Here is a 25,585-nt window from a genome sequence, read left to right on the forward strand (position 1 = left end):
AATCGACATCATTGTATCATTCCTAAGAATGAGTATCAAACAATTAAAAAGATTTTATTCGTTCAAAAAAACAGACGAGAATCTCTCATCTCGCCTGTTTCAGTCGTTTATTGAATCAATCAGATTTAGATATCTTTGTCAAAGTTACCAAGTTCGTAAGCAACATACTTTTCAAGTCCTGACTTGATAGTGTATTTAGGCTGATACCCTACAGCTTTTACTTTCGAAATGTCTGCAAGAGAATGTTTGATATCTCCAGAGCGTTCCCCTTCATACTGAATCGGTAAATTCACTTGTAAAAAGTTATCTACAATAGAAACTAATTCATTCAAGCCGATCGCTTCACCTGTACCAATATTATAGACTTCGCCTAACGTATCTTGTGAATGTGCAATGATATCCAATGCTTGAACAACATCCTCGATAAAAACAAAATCTCTTGATTGCGTCCCGTCACCAAACATAGTAAACATTGTTTCTTCCTTATTTAACACTTTCTTATAGCGATCCATCATAATCGATATAACACCTGAATACGGTGATTCAGGATTTTGTTTTGGTCCATAAACATTAAAGAAGCGTACCGCACTCGTTGGAACATCAAACAAGTGATAGTAATCAACAACATATTTTTCCGCAGCAAACTTATCGATTGCATAAGGTGTTAAGGGTCTAATAACAGATTCTTCTTTTTTAGGTAATGTTGGTTCATCACCATAGACTGCAGCTGATGATGCAAATAATAATCGTTTTAAACCAAACTGATTAGACTTTACTAACTCTAACAATTGAAAAACACTATCAAAGTTTATTTGATGCGTTTCTAAAGGTCGTTCGACAGAATCAGCTACACTTGCGATAGCAGCCAAATGAAAAATATATTCAAACTGCGTATCTGTTAACACTTTTTCCATCAATGTAGAATCTGTCACGCTCCCTTCTATAAAACAAAGATTCGCAGACTCTTCTAAATTACTCTTACTTCCCATTGATAAATCATCAATAACAGTGACTTTATGATTTTTACTGTAAAAATTAGCTAAAGTAGAACCAATGAACCCTGCTCCACCAGTGATTAATATATTATTCATTTATCAGTAACTCCTAATTTTAGATAGAATAAAAAACTTACTTTCATAACCTCTTCAGTTTATCACGGTTTTTCAAAGAGGTCTACTTTAATTACAAAAACTAGCTGTCCTGGAAGACAGCTAGTCGATTTTCCCCTCAATCAATCTGCTATGAAAGAAGATTAATTTATTTCTCTTTTGCAATCTCAACCACCGATTTTTTTTCTTTTTTCGCTTGTTTTATTAGATCGATAATCTCGTTATTATGCATCTTATCAGGATCGATATTTGCCGCTTTTAACTCCTCGCGAGCTTTGTCGATTTCAGCTTCATCGATGCTTTTATCTGGTTGATCTTTTAAATATTGAGAAATAGATTGACCATTTTTCTTTATTGCTGACCTCATTGTCTGAATTTCTTGATCTGTAAATAATGTACTATCAAAGCCAGCTTGCTCAATTTCTTCTCTATACTTCATTAACTCTTCCACACTAAGAGTGACTTCATCATAGCTATAAGATACTTCAGTTTCACTAGAATAATCGATAACTTTTGACTTGTCAAAATTGTTTGCACTTGAAGATGTACTTGTCTCTAAGTCCTGATTTTTCGTACTTTTTTTGTCATTTATTTTAACAAAAATTATGATGCCTATTATTAAAATGATGATGCAAAATAAAAACATTAGTCTCTTATTTTTCATTTATTTGTCCTCTATTCTACTTATCAATAGAAACAGCCATTTTATTTGGGCTATAAGAAAGTGCTAAAGTTCCTTCACTTACCCACATCGTTCCATAAATTGGATCTGTCACATGGAAACTATTTCCATCAAAACCAGTCACTAACCAAACATGTAAATTAGCAACTTTTAAAGAACCATAATACGTACCGTCTATTCTAGGTGCCGCTAAATAAGGGTAGGTTCCCCAAACGACAATTGGATTTCCTTTCATCAATTCTTCTTTGAATTGACCTGTATCAACACCACTGATATCTCTTGAATTAGGTGCATATCGTTTAGCATATGGTGTAAATGCTCTTGGATAAATCGTGTGGAAGCCATATCTATCTGTTGGGTTTCCATTAAACCCTTCATGCGGATTTCCCCAAGAAGGAACTTTAGGAACCGCATTGGTCACTTGATGCACATTCTGTCCATGTGTAGCCCCTAAATATTCTAATGCCATGTATAAAGAAAATTCCTCACAGCCATTCGGATACCCCATCGTCATTTGATTATAGTATGGAACATCCATAAATGTTTTTTGTCCTTTATTTGTTGCTGTTACGATATTTTTTCCTGCTGTCACATAGCCGTAAGGTGTTTCTAAAATAGGATAACCATTCTTATCTAATACTCTTCTTTTAACATTAATTACTGTTCCAGCAGCGATATCATTGCCTCTTCTTAATGATCTATCTGTATAGTAGTATCTTGTTTTCAGTTCGATTCGTTTGGGCGCATTCATGTAATAGTTTTTAATATCACCTGGAGCCTGTTTGTAATTATTTGAAACTACTGGCCCTTTTGATTCTTTTTTTACTAAAACAATATCTAATCCTTCTAGCCTGAATCCATACCCTGATGTACCACTAATACCACCATTTTTGTTCCAGCCTAACCAGCCAAAATATTCAGCATGAGTGCGATAATAAACATTAAAGTGCTTTGATAATTCTCCAGTCAAACGAATATCAAAAGCTTCTACTCGTTTAGCTTTACCAACTGTTCCACTTAATTGATTACTAGAGACATAATTCTGCCAACCATAATCTTGAACATGACTTCTATATTGGATACCACCAGAGACAGGTGCATTATCAATATTTATTTTAATTGCTTCGACTCGTTTGCTTTTTCCAACAGTTCCGCTAGTTTGACCATTTTTTTTAGATGCTTGCCACCCTAAATCTTGAACATGACTTTGATAAGAAATAGTTGGTTGTTTGAACGGAATAAAATAGCGTTTCTTAGCGCCTGAAACATTTGCACCTTTTCTAACTAACTTCATTTCAATAGATTCTAGTTGATAACTAAATCCTGCTGTACCAGCATTTTGGCCATTACTAGCCCAATCTAACCAGCCGAAATTTTTAGCATGTACTCGATAATAGACCTCAAAATGTTTAGCAAGCTCTCCAGTTAAACGAATACTTAATGCTTCTACTTGTTTTTGCTTTCCTACAGTTCCAGTAATTGAATTATTTGATACATAATTTTGCCAACCGATATCTTGAACATGACTTCTATATTCTATGCCGCCTGCTACAGGAGCATTATCCACTGCTATTTTTAAAGCCTCTAATCGTTTATTTTGACCAATTGTTCCACTCGTTTGCCCATTGCTTTTACTAGCTTGCCAACCAATATTTTTGATATGGCTTTGATATTTTATATTTGGCTGTTTATATTGTACAGCTGGACGTTTTGTAGCTCCAGGTGCAGCTTGTCCTTTTTCTTTTAATTGAATTTGAATCCCTTCAATTTGATATGAAAAAGCTGTAGTTCCAGCACTTCGTCCATTTACAGCCCAATCTAGCCAACCAAAATTTTGAACTTTAACACGATAATAGATGTCATAATTCGCCTTTAAGGTACCTGTAAGTTGGATTTGAATTGCTTCTAATCTTTTACCTGATACACCACTAATTTCATTAGCTGAAACATAGCTTTGCCAACCGATATCTGACACATGGGCACGGTATTGAATACTACCTAAACTAGCCTCTATTCCATCTATTCCAACTTTAAATGCTTCAATCTTATCGTTTGAAAATGAACTACTTCCACCATTTTCTTGACCTACCTGCCAACCTATTTTTTTATTATAGATTGAGTATTCTAGCTTTGGCTGTTCACTTCTTAGCTCTATTGTGTCCGTTGTATCTGTTGTTGCTCTTTTTTCAGCGCTCTCATTTTCAGTACTACTTGAAATCATGTCGCTTGATTGTACTTCAGTGCTTTCTATTACTTTTTCTGTGCTTTGTTCAATTGATTGACTTTCACTAGTATTTTCAGAATTGTTTACTTCATCTTCTGCTAACACCGCAGTTGGCATAATCATAAAACTTGCCATAATACCAACAAACAAATAACCTAAATTCTTTTTCAATTATTCCACCCCTTATAGTTGAATAGTTCAATTGTAGCAAAGTTACTTCTTTTTGTCCACGATTAAAACTATACTATTTGTAATTTATTTAAAACAACCAAGAATAGAAAATAAACCAAAAACTATTTTTAGTTTTTGGCTTACTCTCCATTAAATTTAGCAAATAGTCTTTAGACTGTTAAGCATTATGTTCCTTTTAGCAGTCCTCGGAATTCTTTAAAACTTATTATTATTTTTTTATTGTTAAATACAAGATAAATCGAATAACATAACGCATAGACCGCAGTACTTATCCAGCTTCCTCCGAAAAATAAGTTACTTAATATAAATAAAATTGTTAAAAGTGTTTCGAAAACCATAGATTTCCCAATATGAATATTCATTGATTTACTTAGGAAAAATTCTGCAAAATTACAACGGAACGCTAAACTTATCAAAATAAGTCCGACCGCCCAAGTTAAGTTACCTAAACCAAAAATAATGATAATTGATAAAATCAATGATAAAAATAAAGTAGTCATATTGACAAACAAAATCGTCTTTTCTTTTCGCAACGTTTTTAGGTAAGTATTGATCAATAAAGACATTCTACCTTCATAAATAATGATGGGAAATAATATCCCCATAAATTTCAAACTTTCTGCATAATCAGGAAGCCACAATGAAAGAACATATTTAGCTGGGACATAAAAAAGCAAAATCGCATAAGTAATTGGTACAAACAAATCTCTCAGTGTAACAAATAACTTCGGTAATTTTTTCTGATTCGTTCTTCTTAGCAACGGAAACATAACAACGCCAACAGCGTTGATAAAAGTTAAAAACATATTAGAGATACTAAGTGTAAAGGACAATTTTCCGAACGTTTGGATACTCCATTTTTTTTCTACGAAGAAGCGAATCGTTCCAAGGATAAGCATACCAGCAACACTACTAAGCATTAGTTTACTGCCAACATTGATGTTATCTAGTATTTCAGGAAATATTTTTCTTATACTTTCTAGTTTAAAGTTCAACATATCCTTGATTCGATACATTCCCCAAACTGTCATGATCAATTTAGATACTATATCCATGACAATCAGCCAGAAAAAATTTCTACCGCCTAATAGAAAATAAATACAAATGAGTATTACATATATATAGCGATCACTTCTGGATAATTGCGCATATTCTTTAATGCGATTTGTAGATTGAAAAATGTACAATATAAAGGTTTTAGCGATTGTTACAAAGGCTACAATTGCTGTCAACAGTAAAATCGTTGCTTTATTCCCAGATGACATGAAAAACAACGACCAACCGATCACTAATAAAGAAACAATCGATTCAAAAATGGCTAAATACCAAAATTGAGATCCAAGATTTCTTTTATCTAATTGATCATACTCTTCTCCGCCAATCTTTAAATAGATACCGTCAATCCAACCTAAGTGAAGGAATCCAACATAGGAAGAATAAAATACATATAACTGCCAGTAACTATATTCAGTAACACCAAGCAGTTTTGGCACAAATAAGTTGAGGAGAATTGAAATACCTAATGTAGCAAAATTAGCTGCGACTGTGTAATACAAATTTTTTATGACGGATTTGGCTTTTTCATTCACAATTGTTTACCTCATTATTTTCCAAGCCTTAATTTAAGTACATGATAGATATCTGCAAAATAATCAAAAGGCTTTTCGTACTTGCTAAAAGAAAAAATAATTTTTGTAACACTTCTTTTTTCAAGAAGGCTTGCTCTATTGGCATTAATTTTCATCATTCGCTGAATTATTTCTTCTTTTTTTGCTTGTTTTTTATTCCATTTTCTTCAATAATATAATCATTTAATGAATTCAAGCGTTCATTATAGCGGTTCAACATGTTAATTCTATATTGATAATTGCTATTCTTCCTCGCTTCATTTGTCTCTTTTTTAAATGAGCTTTCACCATGTCTTCTAAAGACAATCGTGGGTTCATCTAATAAATATAAGCGATCAAAAGCAAGAGCGCTTCCCCATAACGAAATATCATGAGCAGAATTCAGCGCTTGATTAAAATAATCTGTTACTTCTGAGACAAAATCTTTTCTGACAGCATATACACACCCCGGTCTTTTCAGAATAACATTCTCACTAGTAAAGACAACTTGCTGGTCTAAGTTATCTTTCTTCGTTTTTAATGAACGCAACGTTGACGAATGCCCACCTTCTTCAATAAGCTCAGTATAATTTGAAACTAAAACTGCGATATTAGAATTTCTATACATCGTCGTACTCATTTTTTCGATTTTGTTATCATACCAGATATCATCCTGATCACAAGGGAATATATACTCACCGGATGCTTCATTAAGCAAGTCGATAAAATTTTGTCGCCATCCCTTATTCACCGCATTAACAATTAATTTCCAATGCTTCAAATGATTCGAATTTATATACTCTTGAATAATTTCTACCGTTCGATCGGTTGAGCCATCATCGCAGATTATTACTTCATCAATTGCTTTTGTTTGATTTTTAAGTGAATCCACTTGTTCAATAATGTTACGTTCACCATTGTAAGTAGCCATAACAACAGAAGTCGTAATATTTGTTTTCATTATTATTACCTCTTATATTTTATTTTTATTTCCAATAAAACGTATATGGATGATGCGTAACTCGCTCTGATTCTGGTGGTAATTGCATATAGTCATCATAACGCAACGTTAAAAACTTTTCACGGTCTTTTATAGCGCGAACCGTTTTCCCTGCAAATTGTACATCTTCGTAATGTTCAAACCACTCTGTAGGAAAAACGCCCCATTCTTCGTCAACGAATTCAATATAACCACATATAGGTGTTTCAGCAATAGGATACTTACTCATTTCTCCCATTAGTAACTTTTTCCAATGTTTATAATCCCCTTGTTTCATCAACTTACGGTGCTTCGGATAGTGTAAGATTCTCTTCCCGTAAGCTTTCCATCTTGTCTTCGAAATTGCATATGAAGCATTTAATGTTCCTATCATATTATCAAAGTACAAGCTACATTTTTCACCAAACGCCTTTCTAACAGAGTCATCTAATGGAAAACCATCTATTGGAAAAATGTCTACAAAAACCCCTAAATCTGGATCTTCACTATGATAAAATTGTGTTGTTTTCACGCAAGTTCTCTTATCAACCAATTTCGCAAATGGATAGCGATACTTTTCTCTGGTTTCCAAACTCAATAATAAATAGGTTTCATCGTTTGCCAATAATTTTATTAGACGATCATAGTTCGGACGAGTCAGCACAATATCTAAATCATCATCCCAAGGAATATAACCTTGGTGTCGTTCTGACCCAATCAAACTACCATAATAAATCGAATAGTCAATATCATTCTTCCGACAAATATCATCGATGTGTACGAGGATCTCGACACTAACGTCTTGAATCTCCTTAATACTTAGTTCTTTCATAACTCTATTTCACTCGTTTCCTTCTCGTTTTTTGAATTCAACCTGCCAATGTATAGAAAGAACATCATTGCGCCTAATCTATTTACCAAAACGATGTCTGTAATCAAACACGCTGAAATTAAAATTGTCAATACGATCAAACTTTGAAATAAGTATTCTGTATAGTTCCTTGTATTCATTTTAAATAGTGTTCGTAACGATTTAAATACATTGTATAAAATAAAAATCATAAACGGAATTGTCCCCAAAAGCCCCGTAGTTGCTAATAGGTAGAACATAAAATTATGTGGTGTCTGTTCTTTTATTGAAATCCAAGTATTTGATAAATGTTTCTTAGCATAAGGAATCATTCCCTTTGGAGAGGCTCCAACTAAGGGTTTAGTCTCAAATATTTCAAAGGCACTGTTCCAAAGTTTAAACCTGCTATTAGAAATATCTGCGTCTTCTCCCGTATCAGGGCGATCTAAAGAAATATTATCTTTCTCAACATTTTTTATTACGATTACCTTACTTACAGCTTCAGCAGAAACGACAGATACTTTTTGTGTTATATCCATCAATAGGAAAAGTGCCGCAACAGCTATCAAGGAAACAACAGCTGAATAGATTAACCTTTGTATAAGAGCAGTAGATTTTTTATTATAATAAAAATAGAAAAATACCCAAACAACTGTTATAGCCATAATTTCTATTGTTGCTGTTCTTGAACCTGAAAGAACAACAAAAAGAAATTCCAAGATAACACTAACGATTAAGAGACCTCTGTAAAGCTTGACTTTTGCTTCTGTAAATAGATGGAGAGAAAAACAAATTGCAACCACTGAAATCGTTGCAGCGTAATTAGGATCTACAAAAACACCATACAAACGATTCTCAACAAACCCCATACGAATACCATAATACAATTTATCTAATGGGGCAGTATATTTGAACTGTACAAAAAACATTCCTAGTGAAATGATAACTAGAACAAGCCAAGTAAAAACTAAGATTTTTTCTACTAATTTAAATAATTTTTTCTGGTTCTTTTTACCAATTTCGTAGACAACAAAAAACAGAAGGACTTGCCATATGATTAACTTAAAGTTAGCTGTTAATCCAGTTTGTCTATTGATAACAGACGTTACGATCAGCACCAAAGTAAATAGCAATAATAATACACTTGGCCTCTGGCGCTTTTGAAACCAATCAACACCATTGCGGATAAGCAATAATCCTCCAACTAATGAAATAATAGTAAAAATAATACTATCAAATTTTGATGGAATAAGGCTATACGTACTAATCATACGTAAAATTAACATAAATTCCCAAACGAGGATAAAAGGTATTTCCACCTTATCAAGTATTTCATTCGCTTTTTTTATCATTAACCCTGTCTCCTTAACTCAATAAAGTTTATTTATTTATTCTTCTGACCATTCCATTTTCTAAACGTGACATCAGTTTATAAAAATAAGGATGTATTCTTAGCGCAATCATTGATAGTTTTCGTGGTTTAGTAAAGTAGTGGTTTTTTAGGACAAACATAAAATTCTTGCGTAAAAATTGAATGATTTCTTTTTGTGTTTTCTTTTCTTCTATCCCTAATTCACCACTGTTCATCATCTTATCTAAAACAGTGAAATACGCCCAACAAACTCGTGTATGTGCTACATTCACTAGTTCTGGATATTTTTCTAAGACACGTGATTCATTCTCTTCCCACGCTTTGATCATATCCAGATCTTTCATCGTAAAATGATTACTTGAAATGCTATTCTCTCGGTGATAATAATAGTACTTTTGACTTGTATCAATAACTACCTTAGATGTCTCTTCCAATACATCTAAAATCACTGCAGCATCTTCCGTGATCATTCCGACTGGATAACGAATATGCTTGAATATTTCTCTTTTATACAATTTATTCGTTGCACTTATGGTACTTAATTTTCCTTCAAACATGATTTTTGCTGCCCCAACCATATCAGTCACAAGATATTTTCGTTCTTTCACAACAGGTTCTTTTCCAGCATAAATATCTAGAAAACCAACCGTTGCTAAATCAGCCTTTTCATTTTTCAAGTTTGTATATAAAAGCTCATACATGTCCTCTGCAATATAATCATCACTGTCTACAAAACCGAGATAGCGACCTTTAGCAATTTCTATACCTGCATTTCTTGCAGCACTCAATCCACCATTTTTTTGATGAATAACGATTACTCTTTGATCTATTTCAGCATAATCGTCACACATTTGACCGCAATTATCAGGTGACCCATCATCTACTAGAATTAGTTCAAAATCTTGGAATGTCTGATTCAAAATAGAGTTGACACATTTGTCTAAGTATTTTTCAACATTATATACTGGTACTATAATACTTATTTCAGGCACTACCATTTCACTCCTCAGTTTTCATGATTCTAATTATTTGTTCCAATCCTTCATCCAAAGAATAAATAGGCTTCCATCCTAACGTTTCAATTTTCTTTGTATCTAAAATTGCCTGCGTTGCTTTAGAATAACCTGCTGATTCACTTGAATCTGGAATCTCAAAAATAACTTTTGTCCCAGCGATTTCAGAAAGTTTGGTTGCTAATTCTCTTAACGTTAAATCAAATTCACTATTAGCAATGTTATAGGCTTCGCCGTTTTTACCATTGAATAGTAAATATAACAAAGCATAGGCTGCATCAGCTACATAACAATATGAATAGTACTGTGTTCCTTCACTCTTCAATACGATGTCTTCACCATTTACTGCATTTTTAATAAATTGAGAAGAAGCTTTTGAATCTTCTGACAACATAGTAGGCCCAAAGATCCGACAAAGTCTTGGAATGACTACATCAATGCCGTATTGCTTTATATATGCTTGGCAAAGTGCTTCACTTGCACGTTTTCCTTCAGGGTAACCAGCCCTTAAAGTGTTACAATCGATATAGCCACAATAGCTCTCATCAAATTTTTCAGTATCGCCTCTGTTTTCACCATAAATTTCAACCGTTGAAAGAAACAACACACGCTCAACTTTGTTGTTAGAAGCATAATCAAGTACTTGCTCGGTCCCTTTTATATTCGTCATTATCGTATTGATTGGATCACTTACATAGGCTTTTGGATGCGTGTTACTTGCGCCATGGATGATAAAATCATAGTGAACACCAGATGATAAGGGTTCTAGTATATCTCCAACAACTAAATGAAAATTGGGGCTCTCTTTATAGTTGATAAATCTTGATTCTAACTTATTTAGATTTCGTCCCATTGCATAAATAGAAATATTCAAATTTTGTTTTTCATTTATGGCCATTAAGCAGTCAATCAAAAAGGTACCGATCATTCCAGATGCACCCACAAAAAGTAATGATTTATTATTTAACTTTCCCCAGTCTAATGGATTTTGGATCACTTTTTCAACATCGTTTTGATAATCAAGATTTCTTGAAAACATATTATTCTCCTATTCTTCCTTCATTCGAAGATATCCTTTGAACAATTGCAGATCGTCTTGTGTTGTCAACTTAATATTTTTATCCGAGCCCACAGCAAAATAAAGAGTCTCTCCCAGATCAACCATCATTGTATTTGTGTATGATGACTCTGAAATACCGATTCCTTCTCTAAAAGCTTTCTCATAAGCCCAAACAAGTTTATCGAATTGGTACGCTTGAGGTGTAGATACTCTTCGTAATGTCTCTCTATTAATATATTGTTTGGTTGTTTCTTCTGTTTCTTTCACGAAAATTTGTTCATTATAAGGTAAAGAAGTGACTGCATTGCCGAACTCTTTACATTTTACGATGACATCAGATAATACAATTTCATCTACTAATGGTCGAATGCCATCATGAATCACAACAGTATCCTCTTCAGTTGAATGTTCTTTAAGAAAATCAACACCATTTCTGATAGATTCTTGTCCGCTATTACCACCTTCAATGATCCATGCTAGTTTATCAATAGTATATTCTTTTGCGTAAGCATATAAAGTGTCTTCCCATCCTTTTTTGCAAACAACTAAAATTCTATCGATCATCGGATGTTTTTGAAAAGATTCTAACGTATAAATAATAATTGGTTTGTCTTCCACCATAATAAATTGTTTCGGAATATCTTGTCCCATTCTTTTGCCGACTCCACCGGCTATAATCAATGCTGTAATCATTTATTTTTCCTCCTTCAAACTTTCCACACAATAGTATAGTCCTTTATATTTTTTATACGTATGTTCAGTATCTATCAAAACGGCTTCATGATGGGAAATCCGATCTTTTTCATCAGGTAACTCCATATAATGACCAAAAACTTGTGTCAAATAATTATCATAGCCCACAGGTACAGGCATATAAGTATCTTCAAAAGGGAGATATTCTGCTTTTTCAAAATCTTGTCTCTTATATAAATTGCCCATATATCTTGGACCTACACAAAGCTCAGTTACAAATTCGCAGCGATCGAAGTCATATTTTGACATTTGTTTGCTCGCAAATGACCAAATGATATAACGACTTTTTTTAGTTGGAAACAATTTTAGTAGAATTCGACTCCCCATCGCCATAATACCTCCATGTTTTTCAGGTACTACTTGTGAACAAAATAGCGCATAAATGAGTGCCCATCCTTTTTGGATTTTTCTCTTGATTGTTGAGTTTGGTGCACCGTCCAAAGGAAATATATCAATCGGTAATCCATGAGGGATATCTAGATATGCTTGATACGGTTTAATAAACGTCGTATTATTCGCTCGGATCGTAGTAAAAGAGTTATGGTCAATAAATGTTTTTGATGGTCTCAAAATCGAATATTTATCCATGTCCGCATGTTGAAACCATAAATCATAAAGTTTTTCATAATCCTTACGCGGCATGAAGAAATCTAAATCATCATCCCATGGTATAAAACCTTTATTCCTAACAGTTCCAATACAGCCTCCACCGCAAAAATAACACAATAATTGATATTTTTCACAAAAGCGAACGAAGTACTTCGCCATTTCTAAATTTATTTTTTGAATCTCTTTTATCTGATCTGTATTTTTTATATCATTCATGGTTGAATACTAAGCTCCTCAAAACACTTAAATTTTTTCAAAAATACACCTTGTCCATTCTCTCACATCTATTAAAAACTTTCAATAACTTGCCTAATATCTTAATGTAACTGTAAAAGACAATAGCGATTATACAGATTAATAGGCTCTTTTACTTAGTTTATTATTTATTCAAAAAAAATACTGAGATCAAGTATCAGAGAAAATCTGATACTTGATCTCAGTATTATTAATGATAAAAATTTAATACAACGTATAGTTTTTATAAATCAGACTATTTTTTTATGTTTTTCTTCTGATTTTTGAAATAATAACCCAATTGCTAAAATAGCTGGTATAAAAATCCCCATAGAATACCTTGGACTGGACTCCCATATTAATAAAAATACAAAATATCCCGTTATATAAATACTACTAAAAAATATAAATGGATTTATAACTTTGAAAAATTTAATTGCAGAAAAAATAATACCTAAATAAATCAAATATTGGATGACCATCATGATTGAATAAACAATCAAACCGCTGAAATTATTTTGGAAAACCCACATTTTTTCTTGATTTTTTCCAGTACCCAAAAAGACTTCAAAAGAAGATTTTAAATCTCCTGAACCCCACGTTACAGAAACTTTGTTATTAAGTGCCTGAATTAGTTGTATCAGATTCATAGCTTTAAGTCTTTGTTTAATGACTTTTATATGTTCTACTTGAATTTTCTCTTTTGACATTTTTTTATCTAAAAACATATCCCAAGTAAATCGTTGCTCACTTGAATCATAAGCGCCAACTGTCCATTTAGCCTTGTTCTCATTAGGCAAGTCATCAGGAATAGGCGTGTTATGTAACCCCATCATTATATAATGAGTATTAGGCTGTCCATAATTTTTATCTGGAAATAGATTCTGAGAATCGATAAATTGTCCCCATAAAAAATGACCGAAAAATAAGAATATAAAAGGAACCAGCCCTATGACTCTTCGCTTTCCATTATTATATAATAATAAAAATAAGGATAACGCAATCACTAGTATAAGCACCGTTCCCTTACTAATAAAACCTAACACACAAAAAATGGAGGTTAATATGATATAAAGATAGCTGAATTTATTTGTTCCTTCATTTGCTGTTTTTAAATAGCTCGTAAAGAAGAACAACGTTACTGACATGAAAAATAGAGATAATATATCTGTATAGGCAACAGGAACATGTAACGTAATTTGAATAGCAAAGACAAGAATCTGAATCGCTACTAAGGACACTAAATTACTGACTTTTAAATTCTTTAACGATAAAAAGGTCAACAGAATCGTGATTATATGCATTAGACTAAATACTATAATAATTGAACTGTAGTTAGGACCAAAAAAGGTCCGAATAGCTGAAAAAATATACATTAGAAGAAGGTTTTGAGGGTTAGAATACATATAATTATATCCCCACTTCTCACCAAGAGATAACTGATCCAAAAATTTTAATGTAATTGCAGCGTCATCTACAGCTTGTTTAAAGCCAATAAATTTGATAAACAGTAATAGCGAGATAAAATAGATTGTCAATTCTATCGTAAAAAAAATAAAAGTGAATTTATTACTGAGTACCCATTTTTTTGTCCCTTTCGCCAAAAAGCGGGCAATAACAGGATACAAAAGTAACGTAAAAACGAAACAACTACTATTAATCAAGATAATTGTTTTGGTTGAATGAACATTTCTAAATAACGAAAATATTTCCCCAATCCTAGGAGAAAAAATTGTCGTAAAAATAGCCCATAACATTGTAAAAATAGATGCTGCTAAGAAAAATGTATAAATATAATTCAAATATTTTTTCATATGCCACCTCTTTATAATCATTATCTCTACACCTTTTTTATTTTCAGTCCGCTAGCGAATAGAACAAATCTTCTTAAAACACACTAAGTTTATTGATATCTTTATATCCAAAGTATAGACCATCCCAGACAAATACATTTGCTAGAGATGGTCATTCATTTAAATATCGTTAATTTATTTATTGATCCAACTACTTATCGAAGCCTTTCGCATCCATCCAACCGATTACTTTTCCACCTAATTTGAATTGGTACCATGTGGCTTTTACTGTTTTCGCTTCTTTAATGATTTCAACGTCTTTTCCAGCGTACGTTGGGCTACTTGCTAGTCTTGGGTTGTTGCCTTCCGTATAGTAAATTTTGTTGTAGATGCCGTGGTTTTGATTTGAACTTACTTTTGCTTTGAAGCTGACAGCTCGCTCATATTCAATTGCATCATACTTATCGAAGCCTTTCGCATCCATCCAGCCGATTACTTTTCCACCTAATTTGAATTGGTACCATGTGGCTTTTACTGTTTTCGCTTCTTTAATGATTTCAACATCTTTTCCAGCGTACGTTGGGCTACTTGCTAGTCTTGGATTATTGCCTTCCGTGTAATAGATTTTATTATAGATGCCGTGGTTTTGATTTGAACTTACTTTTGCTTTGAAGCTGACAGCTCGCTCATATTCAATTGCATCATACTTATCGAAGCCTTTCGCATCCATCCAACCGATTACTTTTCCACCTAATTTGAATTGGTACCATGTGGCTTTTACTGTTTTCGCTTCTTTAATGATTTCAACGTCTTTTCCAGCGTACGTTGGGCTACTTCCTAGTCTTGGGTTGTTGCCTTCCGTGTAGTAAATTTTGTTGTAGATACCGTGGTTTTGTTTTGAACTTACTTTTGCTTTGAAGTTGACTGTCTTTTCATATTCAATTGCATCATACTTATCGAAGCCTTTCGCATCCATCCAACCGATTACTTTTCCACCTAATTTGAATTGGTACCATGTGGCTTTTGTTGTTTTCGCTTCTTTAATGATTTCAACATCTTTTCCAGCGTACGTTGGGCTACTTGCTAGTCTTGGATTATTGCCTTCCGTATAGTAAATTTTGTTGTAGATGCCGTGGTTTTGATTTGAACTTACTTTTGCTTTGAAGCTGACAGCTCGCTCATATTCAATTGCATCATACTTATCGAAGCCTTTCGCATCCATCCAGCCGATTACTTTTCCACCTAATTTGAATTGGTACCATGTGGCTTTTACTGTTTTCGCTTCTTTAATGATTTCAACGTCTTTTCCAGCGTACGTTGGGCTACTTGCTAGTCTTGGATTGTTGCCTTCCGTATAGTAAATTTTGTTGTAGATGCCGTGGTTTTGATTTGAACTTACTTTTGCTTTGAAGCTGACAGCTCGCTCATATTCAATTGCATCATACTTATCGAAGCCTTTCGCATCCATCCAGCCGATTACTTTTCCACCTAATTTGAATTGGTACCATGTGGCTTTTACTGTTTTCGCTTCTTTAATGATTTCAACATCTTTTCCAGCGTACGTTGGGCTACTTGCTAGTCTTGGATTATTGCCTTCCGTGTAATAGATTTTATTATAGATGCCGTGGTTTTGATTTGAACTTACTTTTGCTTTGAAGCTGACTGTTTTCTCATATTCGATCGCGTCATAAGTGTCAAATCCTTTCGCATCCATCCAACCTACGACGACACCGTTTACTTTGAATTGGTACCACGTCGCTTTTACTGTTTTCGCCTCTTTAATGATCTCTACATCTTTTCCAGCGTACGTTGGACTACTTCCTAGTCTTGGGTTATCTCCCTCAGTATTGTAAATTTTGCTATAAATCCCATGATTTTGTCCACTTTTTATAATCCCTTTAACGTTTACATCTTTCTCATAATCTATAAGATCATAGGAATCTCCTGAACTTAGAAACAAATTATTATACGAAATATTGACATCAAATTTACCGCCTATTCCAGTATTAACATTTGGGAAAGTTACCTCTGAGGACCATTGCCATGCTGCATAATTTGTATGAAGTAAATTTGTATTTACAGGATTGTATGGATACTGAGCGACCCAACTATTCTGTAAACCTAGAACAGCTGTATCTAATATTTTTCTGTTGAACCAATCAAACATAGAATAATGAGCAACTTTATTATAGCCCCAAGCATTTAATCTATTTCGAAAAACTACTGAATTAGCCGTTACATTTCCTTCCGCCATCTGCGTTTGTTCTGCATCGTTTACCATCACCGTATTCTTAGACAGCCCTAACGCCGAAGCTTGGCTTGCAAAAAAGTCAGCTTCTGCTTCAGCCATTTTTGCATCAGAAAACCAACTATAATGATATACCGATACAGATAAACCAGCTTGTTTAGCATTTTCAATCTGAGTTTTTGCATATGGATTGACATAGGTCGTAAACTCCGTTAATTTTACAACAACTCCCGTTACTCCATAACTTTTCATTATATTGTAATCATTAACTGATATATTACCGTTGTGTGAAGATACATCGACAAAGTTGATTGACGGTCTATTCGGTTCTGTTGCCGTAAAATAAGGAACTGCAAGTGCATAAGAACGGAATTGTGGTGTTGCAACTAAGTCTGAACGTCGGTTAGGATCTGTCGGCAAAAAATCTGGATTTTTTTGCGCTTGTTTGCCCATTGGTGAATTATTGTTCTCAGTGATTTCTATATCTTGTGAAGAGTTCAGCTCCTCTTCTTTCGATTGATTGTGACTCTCCATTTGTGTTGAATTACTCGACTCTTCTGTCTCACTAATACTGCTTGTTGTTTCCGTTGTATGTTCAGTAGAGCTTACTACTTCGGCATTTTCGTTTGCCCAAGCTTGAGAATTGAAACCAGTAATAGCAACAAGTACTCCTACTAAAATAAAAATTTTTTTCATCAAATATTCCTCTCATAATTATTTAACATGCCCATCAACTTATTCAAAATCCAACAGTTCATGATTTTATTCTTAAAATTAGTCGTATCAAATTTTTTCAACTCGATTATTGGGTTCATTAAACATATTTTAGTTTGTTAAAAATTTTCGTATAAATGATATGGTATGGTTATAACTCAATGTTCATATGTATGTAGATTGGTCTTTAAACTATTTTATGTACAAGTTAAAACAGCTTCTAGCTACTCATAACTTTATGGTCACAATAATTCAATAAAACGTTAAATACTTATTAAATTAGAATCAGGATTCCTTATAAACAAGTGTATATTTTACAAGGAAATCCCTTCTAAAATGGCTGATAACACAACAGCGAAAGTAATTTTCTTATTTTAGCAACTTCTATCTTTAATTTCTAAGTTGTTTTTGATAAAACGAGCCTCTTAGTTTATTCGGCATTAAACTAATGATTATATGGACTAAAGAAACAAATAGTAAATCATTGATTTTCCCCAGACCCTTTTTGTAAATAATCCATCTAGCTTTTAGCCCTGGAATCAAGTAGGAAACTCCACCTCTTCTAGAATACATTTCAGCCCCTGTTCTTGCATAGACAAGAGTCTGTTGTAAGTTTAAACTTACTGAATTCTCTTTCAAAAGACGCACCCATAAATAATAATCTTCAAATCCTGGCAAAGGCTGATAATTTCCAACTGCTATGACTGCCTCTTTTTTGAACATTATTGTCATATGATTAAATGGATTTCTTCGTTTTGAATAGGTTCTAATTGCTTCATTACTTTCAGGCATATGTTTTCTTGCAAGCTCATTATCAGGAGTTCCTTCAAATTCAATAATATTTGAACCCAAGATCGTTAACTTGTCATTCTTCAAAAACTCTTGATATTGTACTTCTAAACGATTTTCTACCATAATATCATCAGTGTCCATTCGAGCTATCAAAGAATTTCTACACTTCTCTACTCCAATAGCTAAAGCCGTACCAAGCCCTTGGTTCTCTTCCAATGAAATCACTGTGAGTTGTTCCCCAAGCTTTTCTTTGTACTGCTGAATGATTTCATATAACTCATTCGTCAGTGGGCCATCTTCGACTAGCAGAATTTCTTCTGGTTGAGCCGTTTGGTTGATCGTACTTTCCATAGCTTGAATAAAGTATTCTGGTTTCTCTTTAACATAGATCGACATTAATACACTAACAGCTATCTTTTGCATTTTTTTCACTCGTTTCATTTAAATAAATCGATTTTGTTTTCGCTTAAAAAAGAAAGATCTTTCTCACTACGTTCAACCTCTTCTACACCTTGCGAGGATACCTTATCAAATAAAATTTTGATTGTTTGCAATAGTATTTTTAAATCCAACATCAAGGAATAGTTCTTAATATATAATAAATCGAAATTCAACTTACTATTGTAATCTGATGCGTATTTTCCATACACTTGAGCATATCCAGTAATTCCAGCTCGTACATTATGTCTTAGATAGTACTGAGGATTTTCACTATTAAATTGGTCAACGAAAAATGGTCTTTCTGGTCTTGGACCAACAATTGCCATATCTCCACGTATAACATTGATCAATTGAGGTAGTTCGTCGATTCTTAGTGCTCTTAAGTATTTACCCACAACTGTAACCCGACTATCATTACTTGTAGATAATACCGGACCTGATTTAGCTTCTGCAGTTGCAGACATGGTTCTAAATTTTAAGATAGGAAATTCTTTTTGATTTAATGTAATTCTCGTTTGCTTGTAAATGATTGGACCTGGAGAAGTTACTTTAACAAGAATAGCTGCTATTAGCATCAAGGGCGAGGCAATTACTAGTAGAACAAACGATAGAACAATATCAAATAATCGTTTAATAAAGTTGTCTTCCCCTTTTATTCTAAAGTCAGAAACTTCAATGATACTTTCATCTTCAAAGTTCATCATATTAGGTTTCAACATGATCAAATTCTCAAAACTTGTATTTAAAAACAATTTCTTTTCAGCCTTTGTAACGAGTTTATAAATTTTAAATTTTTCATTTTCATCAATGTGGCTAGAAATATAGACAATGTCGATTTGATCCAGCAACTTCGTCAAATTATCATAATAATGATCTACAATAACCGTTGTCACTTGATGTTTTTTATTCTTATGACTAACGAAATTTTGAGCTGCTGATACAACACTTTCTTCCGTCCCTAGAATGACAACTTTTTTTATTGAACTAACTTTCAAATATAAAAAGTATACTAGAATTCGCCAAAGGCTCAGCAATACAATACTGACAATAAATGTATAAATCAGTACTGACCTTGGAAACGTAAACCAGCGACCAGCAAAGGTTATCGTCATTATGAACAGAATCGTTAGAAACTGCCCGATGACAGTCACAAAAATAATGTCATTGATCGTTCGATTATAAAAAACATATGCACCCAATAACAAATTTAAAAAGATAAAAAATAGCGAAATGTAAATAGCAGACTTTTCATATGAGACAAAATTATATGAAGGAATGTTAAATCCAAATTTAATCCAAAATCCAACCAATACAGAAAAATTGAAGACTAAAACATCTACAATAATAATCGCAATTCGCTTTGCATTATTCCATTCATTTTTAGTTGACATTTTTACCTTCCTTCCTAATGACTTAAAGTGTTGATATATTATGACTAAAATACTGTCTTTCATACAAAACTTCAAGTTTTATGTTACCATATTGCGTCTTAAAAAAAAACAACAATCTAATGATCAAACCAACTGGCTTAACGATGCTCCCTTAAATAAAACTTTCCTATTCTAAAGGGCTCTCTTCCGATTTCTGTAGTGCAATTCCTACAAAAGCATAAACAATAGGTATCCAGTAGTTGGCTAATAATGTTTCTTCCATCGTAGACTGGACACATATCGCCAAGAATCCTAGAAATAGGCTAACTTGAAATAATGAAAGATTTCTTTTTTTGCGTATATTTGAACTTAACAAGTACAACAGTACGCCAAAAATCAAGATATAGCCAATAATTCCATAGTTCCCTAAAACATAAATATAGCTATTATGCGTACCTAATGACTTCCAAGAAGCGGTAAAAGGTTCCATACCAATCAGCATATTTTGACTACTAGAGAACCACTTTTCAAAAAACTCTGCCCAAATTCTTTCTCTTCCCGTAAATAAATTAAGTGTATCAGATTTTGAAAAAGCGTAAAAAACGATTGGTCCTAAACTGAACATCAGGCTAAAACAAGAGAGTAATACATAATTGTTTTGAAGTAATTTTTTAGGGATTACATTATCGATGAGTATAAATAATACCAACGCCCCCAATGAAGCTTTTGACTGACAGACCCAAATAGCCATCAATCCACTAGCATAGATTGGAATAACAAGCAATTTGAAATAGCCAACATTGAATGATTTTATTAAACTCGTCAGCATTATCACAGATAAAAGCAGTGTCATTCCAATTGTGTTAGTGTTGATCCAAATAGCTTCTAACTTATTGCTATTTTTCCAAATAGCGTCTGCTGGTACTAGTTTAGGCAATTCTGTATAGATCCTATATAGTGTTACCCCTAAAGATATACCTGTGATCCCACCAAGCAAGCCGAAATCTTGCTTGGTAAATCTTGCCTTTTTAAAGCAAAGTAGAAAAAGAATAATCAAAGGAATTGATACATTAATAAATCGATTACTATGTCTTATTGAGGAGGTCACTGTATAAAATATAAAAATAGCACCTGCTAAAAGAATAAGTATCCAGTCATTTTTCGTAAGTTCTTTAACTTTTAACAACAAAACGAATACAATTGCCGCTGCTAAAAGATACACACTGTTTTCATAAATAAATGAAGTTGTTTTTGTTCCAATTCCCACCACCCACATTAAATATGAAGCAGCAATAGTAACCAGTAAAACTAGGTTACTTACTCTATTTAGGATTTTGTCCATATTAACATCCTTTCAACAGACCGCTCAATTAGTAAATAACTTGATAAATATAAGCACCATTTGTGTCTGGTCCGTATAACTGTTTCAACTGAATTGTTTCTGTGGCAAATTTATCGATATTCTCATACGTTACTAAATACTTGATATTGTATTTTTTCAAGTCTTCCAATCCTAACCTAACCACAAAGGCATCCGCATTCAGCAATTCAAATTGTTGCTCGTTATTGCCTATTTCAACATAAATATGAGAGTAGCGATTATAAATATCTTCATGTTTCCCAGTTGGATCAAGTGGTTTCCAAGAATCCAGATTAGGGGTAAAGGCCGTTCCATTAAAAGTATGAACACCTAACATCGGTAAGTAGGCATGCATCATACGTTCACCTGCCCACACCTGGTTTGGATCTTTCTTCTCTATTTCCATCACTGATTGCGCAAGTTCCTTCTCATAAACAGCATTTACGCCCCTAGCCACAGGATTTACACCACAGCCGGTGAAAAGAACAACACCTACTAATACTAGTGAGAATAGATATTTTCGTTTATTGAGCAGAAGAAAAATAAGTACTCCAGCTAATACTAATATCATGATAATTTCAAGCTTACTCAAATACAATCTTAGATTTCCTGTATATAAGGCAAAAAAGTACAAGCCAAGATTAAAACCAACGATCAAAATTTGAGGCAGCAATGCTAATTTTTTCTGTTCCCAAATATAGTGAATGAACCAAATGCTTAGTAAAATCGCGGAAAAGCTGAAGGCTAGATAAGCTCTTTCTTCTGGCACATATGACCAAAGCGTAATCTTCGCAAAAAAAGTTGGGAAGCGAACGCTCATCCATATTAAATTAAATACACAGAATATAAATAAGAGGAATCCATAACTATTTTCCTTGATTTTCTTGTAAAATAGTACAGGTGACATCAATAATATAACGAAAAAGAAGTGATAAAAACTACTTAATTCTGAATTATTATTGTACACAACATCTTGAAACTGCATCTTCCAATTCGTTAAGAAGAGAAAAATATCTTTTTTGGCAAAATCACCACCAACAGATACTCTATTTCCAGGATAAATTGTATGCAAAACACCCATAAGTGAGTCCCAAGAAGTAATCAGAGAAACTGTAACGATCAAGCCTGTTATAAAAATAGCTAAACCAATCGAAACAGCATCAAATTTATCAAATTTCACTTTATGACGAAAGTCCATAAAAAATGCAATCAAGAAAAGCAAGATCAGATACCCAAACGGCACTTGAAGGGCTGGATATAATACCAGAATAAAACCTGATGCACAAATACTTGCAAGCAATGAAAAGAATATCCGCCAACGTTTATTTTCATGATAATAAAAATAATTATAAATCCCAACCAGAAAACCAAAAGTAAAAAAGACCAAATCTCCAACTGGAGAAACAAACCACCATTGAATCGCGGCTGAGAAAGGAATCCAAACACTTGTTAAAAGCGCTAAGTACTTATTTCTCTTTGTTAAAATAAGGCCTATTTCAAAGGACAATAACATCAATCCTATCAATTTGAGGCCCCAATACCATGATAATCCTCTTTCTTTTCCAAGAAGAACATAGCCCCAAGTAAAAGGTTTAGCAAGGGTTGCTAGATTTAAAGCTGGAGAGTTGTACCCAATGACCATATTTTGGCCATCTATTGTTATCATTTCATTATGATTTTTTAACCCAGTTTGCGTTTGCGATAGACTATAAGGTGTTTGAACCATCCATTCATCTGACCTTATTGGTCTTGGCTTGCCAAAGATTACTCCTTGTTTATCTGCCCCTTCAGTATAATCTGAAACATATTCATCCCACATATTGATTGAGCTACCATGTAATTTGAAGATCAAAATCAAAATAAACACGAGTAAAGCAAGCCAAAAACGAGCGTTGATCAGTTTATCTATTATTGTAATAAACTGATGCTTTAGATTGTTTCTTTTTTTCTCTTCTACTTGATTGAATTCCATCTCTAACTCCATTTCATCGTCACAAAAATTATTGATCCTGTGTCTAGTCTCTATATGAAAAATTAGGTATTTCTCTTGTAAGATTAGGATTATAAAACGGATCATTTTCGATCAAAGTCGACCATTTACGTTCCATCATCGCTTTTTCTTTTTCAAAGCGTTTTTTCTTTTTCCCTTTATCATCATATCCTCTGGTTTGAGATTCAAAATGATAGAGTTCCGCTTCATGTAACCAAACATTATCTCGACCTAGTTCTTTTACTTTTAAGCAAAGATCGACATCATTAAATGCCACTGTAAATTCTTCATCAAAACCAGAAACTGCTTCAAAATCTTGTTTTTTTATTAATAGACAAGCGGCTGTTACAGCTAGATAATCAACATTTAAGGCTAGCTTTCCAAAATAACCTAAATCCCCATGCGGATAGCCATAATGTCCATGCCCTGCAATTCCACCTAATCCTAAAATCACCCCAGCATGTTGAATCGTGTTATTTGGATATAATAATTTTGCCCCAACACAACCAATTCGTTCTTGTTGCGCAAAAGAAACCATTCGTTTTAACCAATCAGCGTTGATCACTTCAGTATCATTATTTAAGAATAAGAAATACTTCCCTCTCGCTTCTTTCGCTGCGATATTATTTATTTTAGAAAAGTTAAATGGAATATCAATCACGACTACACGAAAACGAGCATCAAGTTGTTGTGCGAAAGAGTCATACAATTCTTTCATTTTTTCATCTGTACTACCATTGTCCGCAATAATGATTTCATAATTTTTATAGGTCGTTTTTTCAATAATTGAAGACACACAACGTTTGACATCTTTATACCCATTCTTAGTTGGAATAATGATTGAAACCAAGTCATCTGATTCAATATCGTAATAGACATCGTACAACCCATTTGCCCGACCATGAGTAGCATGCCCTTTGATTCCACGACGAACTAAAGCGTCTTGAACTGCTCTAAGCCCTGCTTCAAATGCGTACCCTTTTGATGATTGGTCAACAGCAGTTGACGTCGGCAACATACGCCAGTGATACAGAACTTTAGGAATATGTTTGATTCGAGCTTCTGTCGTCTTCTCAGTGAATCGAAGAACTAAATCATAATCTTGAGAACCTTCATACCCTTTTCTAAACCCACCGATTTCTTCAAGTATCGTTCTACGGTATACCCCAAGATGAGAAATGTAGTTTGTTCCCAACAATAAGTCAGGCGACCAATCTGGTTTAAAAGAGGGATCTGAACGATTGCCTTCCATATCGATTTTATCTTCATCGCTGTAAATTAAATCCAATTCAGGATTTTCGTTCAAAGCTTTGATAATTTCATAAAAAGCAATTCTTGGTAGCTCATCATCATTGTCTAATAATGCCACAAATTCTCCAGTGGCTATTGCTAATGCAGAGTTCGTTGCTTCACTGATATGACCGTTTTCAGGTCTGAAAACAACCTTGATTCGTTCGTCTGCATTCCTGTAATCTGTTAAAAGTTCTTTTACTTTAGGGTCTGTCGAAGCGTCGTCCGCCATACAAAGTTCCCAATTTGAATAATCTTGGATCAAAATAGAATCAATACAGCGTCGCAGCCATTTTTCTTCGACATTATAAACTGGCATTGCGATCGAAATTTTAGGTTGATAGCCAAAGGTACTGATTTCAGCTTTGATTTGCTCAAAATCGAACTGTTCATTTCGTTCTAACCAACTTGGATAAGAAGATTGGTTTCTGATTTTTTCGATTTTTACTCGTTGTATCGTACTTTTGATACCATTTCTTTTTAGATAACTAATGCCTTTATGTACTTTTGTCATCAATCTTGCCATCTTATCTTCAGTACCAGGAATTAAAGGATATTTTTTAGATAAGTCTATCCATTCTGTTCTACTTGATTTTGAATCCTCTGAAACAAAATGAACTTCCAGTTTGTTTTTCTTTTGGATACCATCTAATTTTAGTTCAAATCCTGCTAAAACATCTGGATTTGCCTCATAAATCTGATTGACATCTTCCCTTAAAACACGCTTGATATCATAAGACGTTACTTGCTCTTGATTGTTGATTGAAATAACTGGAGAGGACTTTGAAGTTGTATTCAAAGCCCAGCCAGTTACCGTCAAATTATTTGTTTGTTTCTCTCGATAGATACTATCAATAATGATTTTTATCTCATCGTTCATGTTTAGCTCTCCTTGTATTTAGA

The 25,585-nt window shown here is 33.5% G+C and carries 18 protein-coding genes; all 18 read right to left on the minus strand.

Annotated elements, in window-relative coordinates:
* Positions 1-125: 125 nt before the first annotated feature.
* The 18 genes from AC1PU0_RS12370 to AC1PU0_RS12455 all read right to left on the minus strand — a co-directional run bounded on the left by AC1PU0_RS12370 (position 126) and on the right by AC1PU0_RS12455 (position 25,562).
* Positions 126-1,091 carry an NAD-dependent epimerase/dehydratase family protein gene (locus AC1PU0_RS12370; RefSeq protein WP_206850519.1) on the minus strand — a complete coding sequence of 322 codons (966 nt, stop codon included), beginning with the start codon at positions 1,089-1,091 and terminating at the stop codon, positions 126-128.
* A 166-nt stretch (positions 1,092-1,257) separates the two neighbouring features.
* Positions 1,258-1,773, minus strand: coding sequence for a hypothetical protein (locus AC1PU0_RS12375; protein WP_206850517.1), 516 nt, complete (start codon positions 1,771-1,773; stop codon positions 1,258-1,260).
* Between the two features lie 16 nt (positions 1,774-1,789).
* Entirely contained in the window at positions 1,790-4,186 is a 2,397-nt protein-coding gene (locus AC1PU0_RS12380; protein ID WP_206850515.1) for a C39 family peptidase, read from the minus strand.
* A gap of 185 nt (positions 4,187-4,371) precedes the next feature.
* The gene (locus tag AC1PU0_RS12385) at positions 4,372-5,796 is read right to left on the minus strand and encodes a polysaccharide biosynthesis protein (protein WP_206850513.1); all 1,425 of its coding nucleotides are present in this window, start codon (positions 5,794-5,796) and stop codon (positions 4,372-4,374) included.
* A 166-nt stretch (positions 5,797-5,962) separates the two neighbouring features.
* On the minus strand, positions 5,963-6,775 hold the full coding sequence (locus AC1PU0_RS12390; protein WP_479998437.1) for a glycosyltransferase: 813 nt from the start codon (positions 6,773-6,775) through the stop codon (positions 5,963-5,965).
* 25 nt (positions 6,776-6,800) lie between these two features.
* The gene (locus tag AC1PU0_RS12395; RefSeq protein WP_206850510.1) at positions 6,801-7,625 is read right to left on the minus strand and encodes a LicD family protein; all 825 of its coding nucleotides are present in this window, start codon (positions 7,623-7,625) and stop codon (positions 6,801-6,803) included.
* The gene (locus AC1PU0_RS12400) at positions 7,622-8,995 is read right to left on the minus strand and encodes an O-antigen ligase family protein (RefSeq protein ID WP_206850508.1); all 1,374 of its coding nucleotides are present in this window, start codon (positions 8,993-8,995) and stop codon (positions 7,622-7,624) included. The genes AC1PU0_RS12395 and AC1PU0_RS12400 overlap by 4 nt, the downstream gene beginning before the upstream one ends.
* A gap of 28 nt (positions 8,996-9,023) precedes the next feature.
* Positions 9,024-10,007 carry a glycosyltransferase family 2 protein gene (locus tag AC1PU0_RS12405; protein ID WP_069654368.1) on the minus strand — a complete coding sequence of 328 codons (984 nt, stop codon included), beginning with the start codon at positions 10,005-10,007 and terminating at the stop codon, positions 9,024-9,026.
* 7 nt (positions 10,008-10,014) lie between these two features.
* Positions 10,015-11,067, minus strand: a complete 1,053-nt coding sequence (locus AC1PU0_RS12410) for an NAD-dependent epimerase/dehydratase family protein (RefSeq protein WP_206850506.1) — start codon at positions 11,065-11,067, stop codon at positions 10,015-10,017.
* Positions 11,068-11,076: 9 nt separating this feature from the next.
* Positions 11,077-11,781 (minus strand): IspD/TarI family cytidylyltransferase, encoded by a 705-nt coding sequence (locus AC1PU0_RS12415; protein ID WP_069654365.1) that lies wholly within the window; start codon positions 11,779-11,781, stop codon positions 11,077-11,079.
* Positions 11,782-12,666, minus strand: a complete 885-nt coding sequence (locus AC1PU0_RS12420; RefSeq protein ID WP_206850498.1) for a LicD family protein — start codon at positions 12,664-12,666, stop codon at positions 11,782-11,784. It abuts the gene before it with no gap.
* 269 nt (positions 12,667-12,935) lie between these two features.
* Positions 12,936-14,498, minus strand: coding sequence for a glycosyltransferase family protein (locus AC1PU0_RS12425; RefSeq protein ID WP_069654367.1), 1,563 nt, complete (start codon positions 14,496-14,498; stop codon positions 12,936-12,938).
* Positions 14,499-14,688: 190 nt separating this feature from the next.
* Entirely contained in the window at positions 14,689-17,421 is a 2,733-nt protein-coding gene (locus AC1PU0_RS12430) for a GW domain-containing glycosaminoglycan-binding protein (protein WP_479998438.1), read from the minus strand.
* A 408-nt stretch (positions 17,422-17,829) separates the two neighbouring features.
* A complete protein-coding gene (locus tag AC1PU0_RS12435; protein ID WP_111248327.1) occupies positions 17,830-18,654 on the minus strand; it encodes a glycosyltransferase in 825 nt (274 codons plus the stop codon).
* Between the two features lie 14 nt (positions 18,655-18,668).
* On the minus strand, positions 18,669-20,063 hold the full coding sequence (locus tag AC1PU0_RS12440; RefSeq protein ID WP_206849691.1) for a sugar transferase: 1,395 nt from the start codon (positions 20,061-20,063) through the stop codon (positions 18,669-18,671).
* A gap of 166 nt (positions 20,064-20,229) precedes the next feature.
* On the minus strand, positions 20,230-21,384 hold the full coding sequence (locus tag AC1PU0_RS12445) for an EpaQ family protein (protein ID WP_206849690.1): 1,155 nt from the start codon (positions 21,382-21,384) through the stop codon (positions 20,230-20,232).
* A gap of 28 nt (positions 21,385-21,412) precedes the next feature.
* Positions 21,413-23,374, minus strand: a complete 1,962-nt coding sequence (locus AC1PU0_RS12450; RefSeq protein WP_479998439.1) for a DUF7657 domain-containing protein — start codon at positions 23,372-23,374, stop codon at positions 21,413-21,415.
* Positions 23,375-23,417: 43 nt separating this feature from the next.
* Positions 23,418-25,562: a glycosyltransferase family 2 protein gene (locus AC1PU0_RS12455; RefSeq protein WP_206849688.1), complete on the minus strand. Its 2,145-nt coding sequence runs from the start codon at positions 25,560-25,562 to the stop codon at positions 23,418-23,420.
* Positions 25,563-25,585: the final 23 nt, after the last annotated feature.

This window comes from Enterococcus sp. XAF26B05_ASV22 (assembly GCF_056727285.1).